12 protein-coding genes and 2 tRNA genes are annotated in these 13567 nt (G+C 51.6%); 2 read left to right on the top strand and 12 right to left on the bottom strand.

Annotation, left to right across the window (positions count from 1 at the left end):
• The first annotated feature begins 233 nt into the window (after positions 1 to 233).
• A complete protein-coding gene (locus ACCI51_RS17205) occupies positions 234 to 818 on the top strand; it encodes an HD domain-containing protein (RefSeq protein WP_371844664.1) in 585 nt (194 codons plus the stop codon).
• A gap of 495 nt (positions 819 to 1313) precedes the next feature.
• Here the strand turns inward: ACCI51_RS17205 and ACCI51_RS17200 are convergent.
• Positions 1314 to 1401, bottom strand: a tRNA-Ser gene (locus ACCI51_RS17200).
• Positions 1402 to 1537: 136 nt separating this feature from the next.
• Complete coding sequence (locus ACCI51_RS17195; protein WP_299589161.1) at positions 1538 to 2104, bottom strand: nitroreductase family protein; 567 nt, start codon at positions 2102 to 2104, stop codon at positions 1538 to 1540.
• Between the two features lie 241 nt (positions 2105 to 2345).
• Here ACCI51_RS17195 and ACCI51_RS17190 point away from each other — a divergent pair, with 241 nt between their 5' ends.
• Positions 2346 to 3740, top strand: a complete 1395-nt coding sequence (locus ACCI51_RS17190; protein WP_371844662.1) for an adenylate/guanylate cyclase domain-containing protein — start codon at positions 2346 to 2348, stop codon at positions 3738 to 3740.
• A gap of 18 nt (positions 3741 to 3758) precedes the next feature.
• On the opposite strand, the gene cyoD is transcribed toward ACCI51_RS17190, so the two are convergent.
• The 10 genes from cyoD to ACCI51_RS17140 all read right to left on the bottom strand — a co-directional run bounded on the left by cyoD (position 3759) and on the right by ACCI51_RS17140 (position 13465).
• Positions 3759 to 4079 (bottom strand): cytochrome o ubiquinol oxidase subunit IV, encoded by a 321-nt coding sequence (gene cyoD / locus ACCI51_RS17185; RefSeq protein WP_371844661.1) that lies wholly within the window; start codon positions 4077 to 4079, stop codon positions 3759 to 3761.
• Positions 4072 to 4698, bottom strand: a complete 627-nt coding sequence (locus ACCI51_RS17180) for a cytochrome c oxidase subunit 3 (protein WP_299589171.1) — start codon at positions 4696 to 4698, stop codon at positions 4072 to 4074. The genes cyoD and ACCI51_RS17180 overlap by 8 nt, the downstream gene beginning before the upstream one ends.
• A 7-nt stretch (positions 4699 to 4705) precedes the next feature.
• A complete protein-coding gene (locus ACCI51_RS17175) occupies positions 4706 to 6781 on the bottom strand; it encodes a cbb3-type cytochrome c oxidase subunit I (RefSeq protein WP_371844659.1) in 2076 nt (691 codons plus the stop codon).
• Complete coding sequence (locus tag ACCI51_RS17170) at positions 6778 to 7653, bottom strand: cytochrome ubiquinol oxidase subunit II (RefSeq protein WP_371844657.1); 876 nt, start codon at positions 7651 to 7653, stop codon at positions 6778 to 6780. Before ACCI51_RS17170 ends, ACCI51_RS17175 begins: the two co-directional genes overlap by 4 nt.
• A 449-nt stretch (positions 7654 to 8102) precedes the next feature.
• A complete protein-coding gene (locus tag ACCI51_RS17165; RefSeq protein ID WP_299589177.1) occupies positions 8103 to 8576 on the bottom strand; it encodes a hypothetical protein in 474 nt (157 codons plus the stop codon).
• Positions 8577 to 8664: 88 nt separating this feature from the next.
• Positions 8665 to 10299 (bottom strand): DcaP family trimeric outer membrane transporter, encoded by a 1635-nt coding sequence (locus ACCI51_RS17160; protein WP_371844656.1) that lies wholly within the window; start codon positions 10297 to 10299, stop codon positions 8665 to 8667.
• A gap of 339 nt (positions 10300 to 10638) precedes the next feature.
• Positions 10639 to 11469, bottom strand: a complete 831-nt coding sequence (gene queF, locus ACCI51_RS17155; protein WP_299589181.1) for an NADPH-dependent 7-cyano-7-deazaguanine reductase QueF — start codon at positions 11467 to 11469, stop codon at positions 10639 to 10641.
• 8 nt (positions 11470 to 11477) lie between these two features.
• A complete protein-coding gene (locus ACCI51_RS17150) occupies positions 11478 to 12251 on the bottom strand; it encodes an ABC transporter permease (RefSeq protein WP_299589184.1) in 774 nt (257 codons plus the stop codon).
• Positions 12251 to 13183: an ABC transporter ATP-binding protein gene (locus tag ACCI51_RS17145; RefSeq protein WP_299589187.1), complete on the bottom strand. Its 933-nt coding sequence runs from the start codon at positions 13181 to 13183 to the stop codon at positions 12251 to 12253. Before ACCI51_RS17145 ends, ACCI51_RS17150 begins: the two co-directional genes overlap by 1 nt.
• Positions 13184 to 13389: 206 nt before the next feature.
• Positions 13390 to 13465 (bottom strand) — tRNA-Gly (locus ACCI51_RS17140).
• Between the last annotated feature and the right edge of the window lie 102 nt (positions 13466 to 13567).

Genomic DNA, 13567 nt, shown 5'->3' with positions numbered 1-13567 from the left:
TATTAGTGGAGCGCAATGTGCGGGTGAGCGCCGAGTCCCAGACACTGAATGGGGCAGTAAATTCTCAATCGGCAGTTTCTCCACCTCTAATGATCCTTGCGGATACTGAATAAACCTAGAATTTGGATTGGTACTGTATGGAATCCGCAGCGAATCGACATTTAACAAGCGGCTGTTGTCGCGTCTTCGGCGCTCCACGGCCGCCCCAAAGCTGGGCGCATAGGAGGTAATACTTGACCGATAGAATTTCAGCAATATCAGATTTCATACTCCAATTAGACGCATTGAAATCCGTGAATCGTCGCACCTACATCAATGGTGGCGAGAGAGTGGAAAACTCCGCAGAACATTCATGGCATTTGGCTATGGCATGCTGGGCTTTCGCAGAGCTACTGGAGGATGATTATGATATACCAAAACTCATCAAACTTTCCTTACTCCACGATCTCGGAGAAATCGGTGCTGGAGATACTTTTCTTTATAGTAACAATAGAGGCAACGCCCACATTGAGGAACGTGAAAGTGTAAAAAAAATCGCGTCACACCCAGGCAACTCAATTCGAAGCATCCTTCCTCTTTGGGAAGAGCAAGAGATCGGTGAAAGCAAAGAATCAAAATTACTAAAAGTCATTGACCGCTTGTTGCCATTTCTTCATAACATTACCAGCGAAGGTCGCGCTTGGCGTGACAACGGAATACATAAGAATCAAGTATTAAAAATGCATCAATTTATTGAAAATGAAAGCCCAGAACTCTATGGCTGGTTTATTTCAAAACTTGAACATGCAGTTGAGCAAGGTTGGCTAGATAACTCCTGACAGGGCAGCGGGGTGAGAATGGCTTCACTCTGTTTCGGCAGCCTGACATTGCAGCGTTATGCCATATAAGGACTTGCACAAGAAGCAGCTGTAATAATTCTGTTCCTAGCTGTTAGAGTTTCTTCCAAACCGAAGCTGGCTTACCAGCCAAACTTCATCGTCTCCGGTATGATTTCCGATAGAGAGATTGCGCCCGCCCACGGTAGCCGAGGCGCTAATAATAATAACCGGATGTTCTAAGGAGGGCTATTCCCCTAACGGGATCAAATAGGTTCTGACGCTATCGACTGGGATGCCGGGGAGTGGAGGCTTGGATGGAGGATAAGCTTGATGGTGCCACTTAAAACAAGCGGGGACCGGCCGGCTGACAAACGGATCTCCCGGAAGGCCAGCGAAGTCAGCTGTGCAGATTGCTAAGAAAATAATAGAGAGGCAAGTGGGTAACTGCATAAGCAGAAAACAAAAAAGCCCGGCATAGGCCGGGCTTTTAGAAGATGGCGGTGAGGGAGGGATTCGAACCCTCGATACCTTGCGATATACACACTTTCCAGGCGTGCTCCTTCGGCCACTCGGACACCTCACCAAATTGTCACTCTTTCGGGCAACCCACCTCTCGGTGACACCTCTTAAGGACTAAATCTTCAAGTAAATCAGGAAGATAGCTTCTGTCCCGTCAAGAGAGCGCGCACTTTACCCAAATGTTTCTTCATGTGCAAGTACTAATGTGCACCCCAATACGAAAAAAATTCATCAACGGCTAAATCCGGCGCCTGCCGAGGCGCCTTGTCTGGAGTTCCGCAATAAATAAAGCCAGCGATCCGCTCGTTATTTGCAAGACCTAAGCCCTCCGCGACCAATGGGTTTCCGGCCAAAGGTCCGGTGCGCCAATAGGCGCCTATTCCCTCAGCATAGGCAGCGGTGAGCATAGCCTGTACCGCACCGGCAGTGGACATATGCTGCTCCAAGTGAGGGACCTTTGGGTGCTCCTGTAGCCGGGTGATCGCCACTATAATCAGCGGGGCGCGCAGGGGCATGGCCTTGGTCCGCTGGCGCTGAGCCTCGGTCAGGGCTGCCCCTTCGGCCTGTTCAGCGGCCTTTAGAAAAATTCCACCCAGACGTTCACGCCCCTCGCCTTCTACCAAAAGAAAGCGCCAAGGGCGCAGACAGGCATGATCCGCAGCGCGCAGGGCGGCAAGAAAGATGTTTTTCCGCTGCTGCTCAGTGGGTGCAGGCTCGGTAAGCTTACCCGTTGAAACTCTGTTGTGCAGGGCGGTAAGGGCATCCATGGTTCTCTCCAGTCATTTGTCTAAGCGCTGAGTGTACCCTAACCATCCTACAGAGCGCATACGTACTCCCAGCATAAAAACCACACAAAACTATCGGTTTTTTAGCAATCTGGCTTTTGTAGGAGTACACTTCGCCGAGTAAATCACTGCGCGGCCACAGGGGCTGGAACATACCAGAACCGACCCAAGGCCTGCCCGCAGTTTGTTGATTACTGCTTAACGGACAAAAAGATAACCACAAATGCAGGACCAGTTTGAGGGGAACGCAGAGCAAGGTATTAGCCCCCACTACTCTACTTATTTTCGCACCCTAATTCTTTTTGCGGCTGCAGGTACCCTGGCAACTGCAATCGAGTGGTCATCTCCCTGGCATCTGGACAAACTGCTGACCGCGGGCACATCCGTTTTCTTACTCTTATACTGTGCCTTCGCCCAATTCCTGCTTTATAAGTCCCGCAACAAGAAAGCCTATAAGACTCGCCGCACCTTGTCGTTTATCGATACCGTGCTGGTAGGCATCACCATCGCATTGGCTAATTTTGGCATGCTGCCGTCTCTTTTGTTTATCACCATGGTGCAGCTCAATGCCCTTACTCAAGGCGGTGGCCGTAAGTGGTTTGAACAAAATACCGGTCTTTTAGTTGGCGTGGTCCTGGGCTACCTAATGCACCGGCCCGCCCTACTGATTAACGCCGACCTCAGTATCAGTACGCTGAGCCTGATTGGTATCCTCGCTTACCTGTGTGCTTATGCCTTTTTTACCCACCGCCAAATCGGCAAACTCAAAGAAGCCAACCAATTGCTGTCCACAGAGCAGCGCGTCAATAAAATGCGCTCTTACAAACTCTCCAAGTACTTGCCACAGCGTCTGTGGCGCTCCGTAACTACCGGCGATGAAGAAGCACTAGCAACCCAGCGCAAATTACTCACGGTTTTCTTTTCCGACATCAAAGATTTCAGTCAGCTCACCGAAGAATTGGAAGCCGAAACTTTTACGTTGCTGCTCAACAATTATCTCTCCGAAATGGCCCGAATTGCCGGCCAGTACGGCGGCACTATCGATAAATTTATTGGCGATGCGGTAATGGTAGTCTTTGGAGACGATGCGAGCAAAGGACCCAAGTCCGATGCTCTGCGCTGTGTAGCCATGGCCCTGGCCATGCGCAAGCGGGTGCGGGAGATGAAGCAGGAATGGTACAACAAAGGCATCTCACGCCCTTTACAGGTACGTATGGGAGTCAACACCGGCTACTGCACCGTTGGTATTTTTGGCACGGCCAACTACCAGTCCTATACCGTAATGGGCACCCATGTAAACCTCGCTTCCCGCCTCGAAGGCGCGGCGCAGCCCGGGGAAATACTGATCAGCCACGAGACCTGGGCCATGATCAAACATACCGTCATGTGCCGCGACAAGGGGCATATCACCGTGAAGGGAATCAGCACACCGGTCAAGGTTTACCAAGTGACCGACCTGCGCAAGAATCTTGGTGGTCAACAGAGTTATCTGGAGGAGCACGCTCCGGGCTTTTCCATGCACTTGGACCTGGATAAAATTCGAAATTACGATAAGGTCAAAGTGCTGCAATCCCTGGAAAAAGCCACATCAAGCCTTAAGAGCAAAGTGATAATCTAAGCCCGCCCGATTCCGCCGCTACATCGTAGTGTGCATGCGCATCGCCAGGTTGCCCATAATCCAGGCCGTGCCGAGCACGATAATCAGCAGGATCAGCGTGGAGAAGAGAATTAAGGCCAGATTGTCTCGCCCCTCCTTTTGCGTTGTGACATTTAAGAAGCACTTAAGCTGCACAGTCAGCTGGGCCACCCCAAGCAACCCTACCAGTAAGAGCACACTCTTATTTTCCCTGCCCACCGCAAGCACCGCCCAGAAGGCAGCTAATGTGAGCACTACCGACAGGACATAACCTGTCAGATAGGTGCGCAGGTGGGCGCTAAAACCCGATTTTTCAGCCATAGACCCAGCCACCAAAGTAAACTACCGAGAAAATGCCGATCCAGATCAAATCCAGGAAGTGCCAGAATAAAGCCAGGCGTAGAAAGCGCAGTTTGACAAGATCCGTCATGCCTACCATCAGTACCTGCACGATCATTACCAGCATCCACAGGCAGCCAAAAGTCACGTGCAGACCATGTAATGGCACCAGGCCGAAAAAGGCTGAAAGATACCCACTGCGCTGAGGTACCCCACCTTTCGCCGCCATTTCGGAAAAGTCGTACAACTCCAACGTCAGGAAGCCGAGCCCCAGCAGCAATGTGATCACCACCCAAAACAAAAAGCTCCCCTGGCTGCGCTGGTGCTTCATGGTGATTGTGGCGATTCCCACGGTCAGGCTGCTGGTGAGTAGCAACATGGTCTGCGCAAAGAGGCTGCCAAAATCGAACAACTCTCTAGGCCCAGGCCCACCGGCCGTAGCCCCAATCATGGTGATATAGATGGCAAAAACGACCCCGAAAAAAATCAGGTCGCTCATCATGAAAACCCAGAATCCGAAGATCACCATATCCGGGTCTTTATGAATGGCCCCTGGGTCCACACTCGGGGGCTTACTAATAGAGGATGAGTTCCCGCTCATTGGTTAACTAATGCTCCAACTTAGCGTAGCCATTGTTTTGTGGCGTATTTTCCAAATCTCTACCCACAGGCTCGGTATTTTTTACCAATTCCAACCATCTCTCTGTGTCCTGCTGCACCTGGCTCGCGGGAATTATTTGTTCACTATCCCAGCGGAAAGTGGAGGCAATCACCACAACAATGATGGCCAACGCAGTAATCAGGGCCAACCACCAGATATACCAGACAAGCGCAAACATCAGGATACCGCTCAACACACAGAGGATAAATCCCAAGGGATTATTCCTCGGCATCTCAATATCCCGATATACCTTTGGGGGTTGGTAAGCGCGACCCTGTTCCTTGGTTTCAGTAAATTCATCCCTATCCGTTACTCTGGGTAATTCGGCAAAATTATAAGAAGGAGCCGGTGCCGAAATAGACCACTCTAAAGACCGGCCATCCCAGGGGTCTCCCACGGGGACACGGTTTTTCTTCCGGTCTCGCAGACTCACAAGCAGTTGCAATATCAGAGTGACTAGCGCGCAGAGCACCACCATAGCGCCAATAAACGCCACTAACATATAGGGCTTGAAAGTCAGATCCATATAGCTGAATGAACGCCTGGGCATGCCTAATAAACCCGCGCCATAGAGTGGGAAAAAGGTCAGCATAAAACCCACAATCCACAAATAGGCCGACCATTTCCCCAGGCGCTCATCAAGACGAAAACCAAACGCCTTGGGAAACCAGTAGTTATATCCAGCCAGCAAACCAAAAAGCACGCCCGGAATCAGCACATTGTGAAAATGCGCCACTAGGAACAGCGTGTTATGCACCTGGAAATCAACTGTTGGATTAGCCAGGATCACCCCGGACAGGCCACCAATAACAAATAGAATCAAGAAGCCAATGGAATAAATCATTGGCGTGGTAAAACGAATCCGCCCCCGGTACATGGTTGCCATCCAATCGTACACCTTCACCCCCGTAGGGACCGCAATCAACATGGTGGCTATACCAAACACAATATTAATTGTAGGACTCTGCCCCATGGTAAAGAAGTGATGAAGCCATACCGTAAAGCTCAAAACGGCAATACTCATGGTGGCAAAAACCAATGACTTATAGCCGTACAACCGCTTTGCGGAATAGGTGGAGAACACCTCAGAAAAGATGCCATAGGCAGGCAAGACCAACAGGTAAACTTCGGGGTGACCGAACAGCCAAAACAAATTGGCGTAGTTCATCATATTCCCACCAAGGTCATTGGTGAAAAAGTGGAAATCTAGGTACCGGTCAAAACCGAGCATCAGCGCCGCCACACTGAGCGGCGGCATAGCAAAAATCATTAATATCGAGGAGCAGAGCACCGTCCAGCAGAACATGGGCATACGAAAAAAACCCATGCCAACAGCGCGGCATTTAAGAATAGTAACGGTGAAATTTATTCCCGTCAGAGTGGTCCCCGCCCCGGAAAAAACAATGGCCCATATCCAATAGTCTGGCCCTACACCGGGATTAAAATCTGTCCCTGTATACGGGGGATAAGCCGACCAACCGCCAGTGGAAAACTCACCCACCACCAAGGAGACCATCAATAGAATCCCAGATGAGGCCGTAATCGCCAGACTAATTTGGTTAAGCACCGGGAAGGCCACATCGCGGGCACCAATCTGAAGGGGCATCACATAGTTGACCAGCCCCACCACAAATGGCACGGCGACAAAGAAAATCATGATAGTGCCATGGGTACTGAACAGCTGGGCGAAGTGATCCGCATAGAGAAAGCCGTCTGGTGCGGCGGCCTGTTGCGCTCGCATCACCATGCCTTCCAACAATCCGCGGGTCATCATCACCAACGCGAATACGATGTACATGATGCCGATTCTTTTGTGGTCTGTACTGGTCAGCCACACAGACCAGAGGGTGCCCCACACCCGAAACCAAGTCAGTAAAAAAAGAATCGCCACCGTCGCAAAAATAACGATGGAACCAGCAGTACTGGCTACGACTTCACTCACAGAAAAATTGGTGAATAATTTACTGAAAACAATAGAATCCCAGCTCAGTTTCCCCAGCCAACCATAATCCATAATGTTCATGGCTGCGCTCCCTCTGCCGCATCCTCTCCCTGACCAAACTTTTCTGTGCCAGGCTGCTGCTCCATATTGAGCGGCTTACCCGAGTGATACCGCATAACAACACTTTGGAAGAGCTGTGGATCAGTAAGCGTAAAATAGAGCGCATGTTCTGGCATTTGCGCGGTACCCAACTCTTTTTGAACCTCCACACGGGTCGTTCTCATTGCCAGGCGATTATACGTTTCACTGTCAAGCGCAATACCCCTGGCGCGAACCTGGGCCACCCAGGCCTGAAAAGCCTCTTCATTTTTTATCAGTACGTCAAATTTCTGTCCGGTAAATCCCTTGCCGGTATATTGGGTATTTTCCCCTTGAGTTTTTCCATTTTGGGTAGCGATGAAGTTGAGCTTGGTGGTCATGCCAGGCATTACATAGATCTGCCCCGCCAACGCCGCAATCCAAAAAGATTGCATCACCGTATCACTAGTCAGGATCATGGAAACCGGGGTGTGCACAGGAACCACCAGTTCGCCCACTGTGGCAATTTTTAACTCCGGATAGATAAATAACCACTTCCAATCTAACCCCACAACCTGCACAGAAATAGGCGGCACTACGCCCTCAATTTCTTCATAGGGATCCAGGCTGATAGTGGCGCGCCATAGCATAAATGAAAGGACAAAAATCACGAGAAATGGAACGCCCCACATAATGACTTCCAGCGGACCGTAGGACTCCCACTTGGGCGCATAAATACCTTTTCCTTTTTTACGTCGATATTTAACAAGAATGACTGGCACTAGTATGAACACTGGTAATATTGCCACCATGGTCAGCGCTGTGGCCCAGAAGAAGTGGGTTTTCTGCTCATGAGCGACCGGCCCCAAGGGCATCAGGAAACTTTCTGTAGCTGAGCTGGACTGAGGGAATAAAAAAATGAGAAGTACTATAAGAGGAAAAATTGCCAACCCATAAGAGCGGCGATTTATCTCCCCCCACACTTGCATCCACTTTTGGAACAGCCCAATAGGGGCCTTAGCAGTCCAATCCATTGCAAAGCCTACCGACCTTAGGATTACGCAGGCACCCTCACTAGGCTACCCGCAATTCCAAATTCACCGTACACGTGCTCCGCGCAATAATACGCGTCTGGTGCTGACCAGGAGCCGTTGTACGGCTCGTCTCACCAGAATAGCTGAATTAAACTCCGTCAATTCAATAGTGATAAATGGCTGATGGCGGTAAATGATATTTACTGGGGACAAAGGCGCCCTACTTCGGGGGATTTTAAAATCTCAACTTGGCACGCCTCAGAGACAGAACCAATTTCTGTATGGGGTGACTAGAAAACATTTCCCTTCATCATTTCCTGAATAATGGTTTCCACGTACTCCAAGGCGTCCCTCTCCCTGGGCCGACGTATTTCCCCCCCGACATAGTTCACCAGGAAGCTTTCAGACTGTAATGACCAGTACACCTCTTCACCCGGAGCCATATATAAGCGGGTTTCCAAAATGCTCACCTGCGAATTTGAAATATTTCTATTCAGGGGTTTAAAACTAATTAATTGAGTGACCAACAAGGTATCAAATTGATACTTCGCGAGAATATCGGCCACTTCCCCCATAGAGGGCACACTTTCGCTAGCGGCAAAATAACTCCATGACAAGGCATTCACACCGTAACGCCCCAACTGCTCGACCCACACATCCTCCAAGTGGAAGCCGACGACTGGACGGGGAATTAGTGTATATGCCAATACCAGGGTTTTTCCCAGAGGGCGCTCGGCAATCAGGGGCGAGCGCCAAGTATCCACCACAACGGTTCTCGGCGAGCTGCAGGAGAGCATGAATAGGCAAAGCAGAGTACAGAGTGCCCCCCGCCCCCCTTCCCCACACCTTCGATTAAAACGAGATGCGGCTGGTGAACTGGGTACGCCAGACTGAACCGTAGGATCCATCCTTATCCTCGCGGGTACCATAAAGGGCCTCCACTCCAAATAACCAGTGTGGTGTTGGGGTCCAGGCCAAATTAATACTGCTGTATTGCGTCTGCCGAAATGAGAACCCTGGCTGGAAGTCAAAATTGTCCTGCTGCACCAACCCATAACTGGCAACGGTATACAGGCATGGAGTCCACCAGTGCTGATAGGCGATATACCAGGCGAGCGTTGGCATCGCCTCGAGACGATTATTGGCAAAGTCATAGGTTGCGTCAGGGGGCTCATCATCTAAAAGCCCCCCATAACCGGCGCCATAGCTCACCGAGTAAGAGGCAAAATCTGGCGCAAGCCTACTGGGCATGTCAATGACGCCGCTGACGTTAAGCCCCCAACCCGTATCCGAAACCGCCGATTGTGGCTCTCCACTGCCACGCAAATCCCTGAGGATAAAGCTTCCTTGCACATTCACCCTATCGGTCTGAGAAATCACCGCCACTACGACATCGGGCCAACGTGATACCTCCTCAGCTCTCTGAAAAACCCGATCAGTTGGCGCATCCAAAGCAACTTGCAGGGTCAGTGTTGGGTGATACTTACGACTCCAACGTACTACCGGGCGCATCAAAGCCAACAGTGAGTTGGGCCCTTCGTAGTCCAAGGTATTAGGCGAGGCGGTTAAATTACTGAACGTGGACCAGTCGAGGCCCAGCCGTAAGTCTCCGCCCAGCAAAATATCACTGACCTGGCCGTATGCCTTGCGCAGACGCAGCAACGGCTCACTGACAGTCGGGTCCTGCAGGAAATCCATAGAAAATTCATTTTCGATCAGACGACCACCCCAGGGTGTTCTTGTTTTGAGTACCAACCTCGATACCTGAACGGAAACATTGGTCTGACCATCCTCCCCCTCTGCTGCGGTTCTATCACTGGTGACAATGGCACTGGTTGTAAACTCCGCCGGGCTCACAATGGCGCCAGTATCATAATTTGCATCCAGTTCGGCAAAACCACTGATTTTCAGTCGCATAGTGCTGCCAAGCACAGGGATAGACCCCGGCCAGTCTGTTGGCGCACTGGAAATAATCTCTTCAATCTCTGTTTGCCCAGCGAGTTTCGGATCGCCCTTAGCCTGGTGAGGAAGTAAAGATCCAGGCGGAATAAGCTTGCGTCCTCTTTTAATTCGATGATCCAAGTCCTGGAAGCCTACCCGACTGGACGGTTCATCAGCCTCTCGTGGCGCAGGGGGGGGTGGCTTGGGTATTGGTGTCGGTGCTGGTGCTGGTGCTGGTGCTGGTGCTGGTGCTGGTAACTGAGGCTGTGTCGGTGCAACGAGCACCGGAGAAGTTTCAGGCGGAGCCGGTGCTCGTGGCATTGACTTGCGCAACTCTTCAACTTGTTGTCGCAGAGCTTCAAGATCCGCTTTTTGGCGTTGAATCTGGGCCTCCTGCGCCTCCAGTTGTCGCTGCTGAGCCTCGATCACCTGCACCAGCTGATCCGCTTCAACATAGACCTGGGCATTGGCGGACTGGGAGGAAATAAGCTGGATAAAAAAAACAATTACCGCTGGAGGCGCCGGAGACTGTGCCTGGATTTCCATGTCTACGTCTCGACTCTGCCTCCTGCGATGCCAACCTGTTATTAACCTGGCAGTGGGGTATGCAAACCCTGATCGGCTTCAGGGTTTTACGTCGATCTGCGCCCCATTCACTTTCTGGCCCAGTTAATAAAAGCGAATAGGTTATACAAACAGCGTGGCCGTTTTTCTGCGAACCTATTCAGGCAAGCTTAGTTCAAGAGGAGGCGCCGCCACCACTTGTGAAAAGCTGTGCGGCTAACAAGTAACTACTGCACTAGCCGGCGGCTATCGCCCCAGCGATATTGGCCAGGCACCCTACTGGATCGCAATGCAACCAATACCGATGAACAAAGAGCGGGCTTATTGGCGGGCAAAACGCGGAGGTAGTGCCTTTTCAACACGAGTGGAACGCTGAGGGTTAATATCCAGCCCACCCCGGCGGGTGTAGCGGGCACAGACCGTCAACTCAGAAAAATCGGCAATGGTCTGCAGGTCACAGAAAATTCGCTCAACACAATGCTCGTGAAAATCCTGGTGCTCACGGAAAGCAATAAAGTAGGCGAGCAACGCTTCGCGCTCCAGTTTTGGCCCCTTGTATTCCACCAGTACAGTGGCCCAATCCGGCTGACCGGTAACCGGGCAATTACTGCGCAACAGGTGACTATAGAGTGTCTCACTCACCATCTCACCACTTTCGTCCAGCGCAAGAAGTGCGGATTCCGGCTGGTACTGTTCCACCGCAATATCCAGCTGGTCAAGGCAGTACCCCATCGGTTTCTGCACATCCAGGGATACATCCTCCACCTCTAGAAGGGTGACACGCACGGCGGTGCCCACGGCAGTACTCAGATCACGCACCAGGGTATCCCGCACCAGACGCCAGGACTCAAAGCGGCTTTGATTAAACGAGTTGAGGTATAACTTGAAAGACTTGGACTCCACCATGTAAGGGCTTTCCGCCGGAAAGCTGAAGCGCGCCACCGCCACCTGGGGCTTACCCTTGGTATTGAGCCAGGAGAGCTCGAAACCCCACCACTCATCCTCACCGAAAAATGGCAGGGCGCCGACAGAGAGCCCCAGCTGAGCGCGGGAGATGCAACGCTGTATAGGGTGCAGCAACTCCGGGTTGTAACTCGATTCGTAAACAGTCTCCCGGCCCAGCGGGAGATTTTCCCAGTCTTCTCTGTTCATATTCAACCTCAGTGCCTCAATCGCTTGCCGTGACTCATCAGGTAGAGCCCCCAGCTGGCGAGAAGTCCAATAAATATCAAAACCCCAACAAAAGCCCAGGCCACATTGATATCGGAAACGCCCAGGATGCCATAGCGAAAAGAATTCACCATATAGAGAATCGGGTTCAGTTTCGACAGCCCCTGCCAAAAGGGCGAGAGCAGATCAATGGAGTAGAAAACACCACCCAGGTAAGTCAACGGAGTCAAAATAAAAGTCGGGATAATCGAAATCGCATCAAAACTATTGGCATAGATAGCATTGATAAAGCCCGCCAGGGAGAACAGCGTCGACGTGAGAAATACGATAGCGACCGTAACGCCCAGATTCTCGACACTAAGCGAGGTAAAAAACATCGCCACCACTGTGACGATCAGGCCGACAATCAAGCCCCGCGCCACCCCCCCCAGCACGTAACCAGCCATCACCGCCCAGTTTGGCGTGGGCGACACCAGCAACTCCTCAACGCTGCGCTGAAACTTGGCGCTGTAAAAAGAGGATACGACATTGCCATAGGAGTTGGTGATCACCGACATCATGATCAACCCAGGCACCACAAACTCCATATAAGGGTAGCCGCCCATATCCCCAATACGACTACCGATAAGGGAGCCGAAAATCACGAAGTACAGGCTCATGGTGATCACCGGCGGCACCAGCGTCTGCGGCCAGATGCGCATAAAACGGCGTACCTCCCGACGGAAAATAGTGCTGAATGATATCCAGGTTAACTGACCGCTCACTAATCCAGCCCCTCTTCCTTTTCCTCGGACAACAGAGAAAGAAACAACTCCTCCAGGCGGTTGGCACGATTGCGCATACTGGTCACCGTAACCCCCTGGGCTTTGAGTTCCACAAACACCTCGGTCAGGGACTGCCCCTTCTCCACGGTGATTTCCAGGGCGTGACCATCCAACAGTCGACACTCAAACCCCGAGAGCACCGGCGCCTTACTGAGGAACTCACTGCTGTCGAGAATAAAGGTCTCCCGATTGAGGGTTTTTAACAGGGATTTGATGGAAGTGTTTTCAACAATAGTGCCTTTATCAATAATGGCAATATTGCGACACAGACTTTCGGCCTCTTCCAGGTAGTGAGTGGTGAGAATAATCGTGGTACCGCGGGCATTAATCTCCTCGAGAAAAGCCCACATGGAACGGCGCAGCTCAATATCGACCCCAGCGGTGGGCTCATCGAGGATCAACAATTTGGGTTCGTGAATCAGCGCCCGCGCAATCATCAGACGGCGCTTCATCCCCCCAGACAGCATGCGCGCCTGGGTATGCCGCTTATCCCACAGTCCTAACTGCTTCAGGTATTGCTCTGTGCGCGCCTCCGCCAACTTACGCGGCATTCCATAGAAGCCGCCCTGAGTAGCCACAATATCGAAGACTTTTTCAAACTGGCTGAAATTGAACTCCTGCGGCACCACGCCTAACAGGCGCTTGGCGGCGGGAAAATCACTATCGATGTCGACACCGAAAATCGACACGCTGCCAGCCGTCTTGCGTATCAATGAACAGATAATACCGATTGTGGTGGACTTACCCGCGCCATTAGGGCCAAGCAGGGCAAAGAAATCCCCTGGCTGCACTTGGAAGCTGATCCCCTTCAGGGCCTGGAAACCACCTTCGTAGGTTTTTTGCAGATTCTGGATAGATAGCGCGGCGGTCATCTCGAACTCCTGTCGCTAGAGGCGCTTTCAACGTGTTTGTCCGAATAATTTCAACCAGAGAGGATATGCAGCGGCAGATCCCCCATGCCGCGGAGGGCGATATTTCAGGCGCGCACTTGCTGTCCAGCAATGCCAGTGCAAGTTATAAACTTAGAAGCAATTTACCGGAAAATAAAAAAGCCGCTCGATTGAGCGGCTTTTTTATTTGGAGCGGGAAACCGGGTTCGAACCGGCGACCTCAACCTTGGCAAGGTTGCGCTCTACCAACTGAGCTATTCCCGCAATTTTGGTTGGCCCGACAACATAGCCGCCGGGCCGTATTGGCATCCCCAAGGGGAGTCGAACCCCTGTTACCGCCGTGAAAGGGCGGTGTCCTAGGCCTCT

This window comes from Microbulbifer echini (assembly GCF_041447225.1).
Classification (GTDB): Bacteria; Pseudomonadota; Gammaproteobacteria; order Pseudomonadales; family Cellvibrionaceae; genus Microbulbifer; species Microbulbifer echini.
The sequence above is the reverse complement of the archived record's forward strand: the minus strand, read 5'-3'. Positions and strand labels throughout refer to the sequence as shown.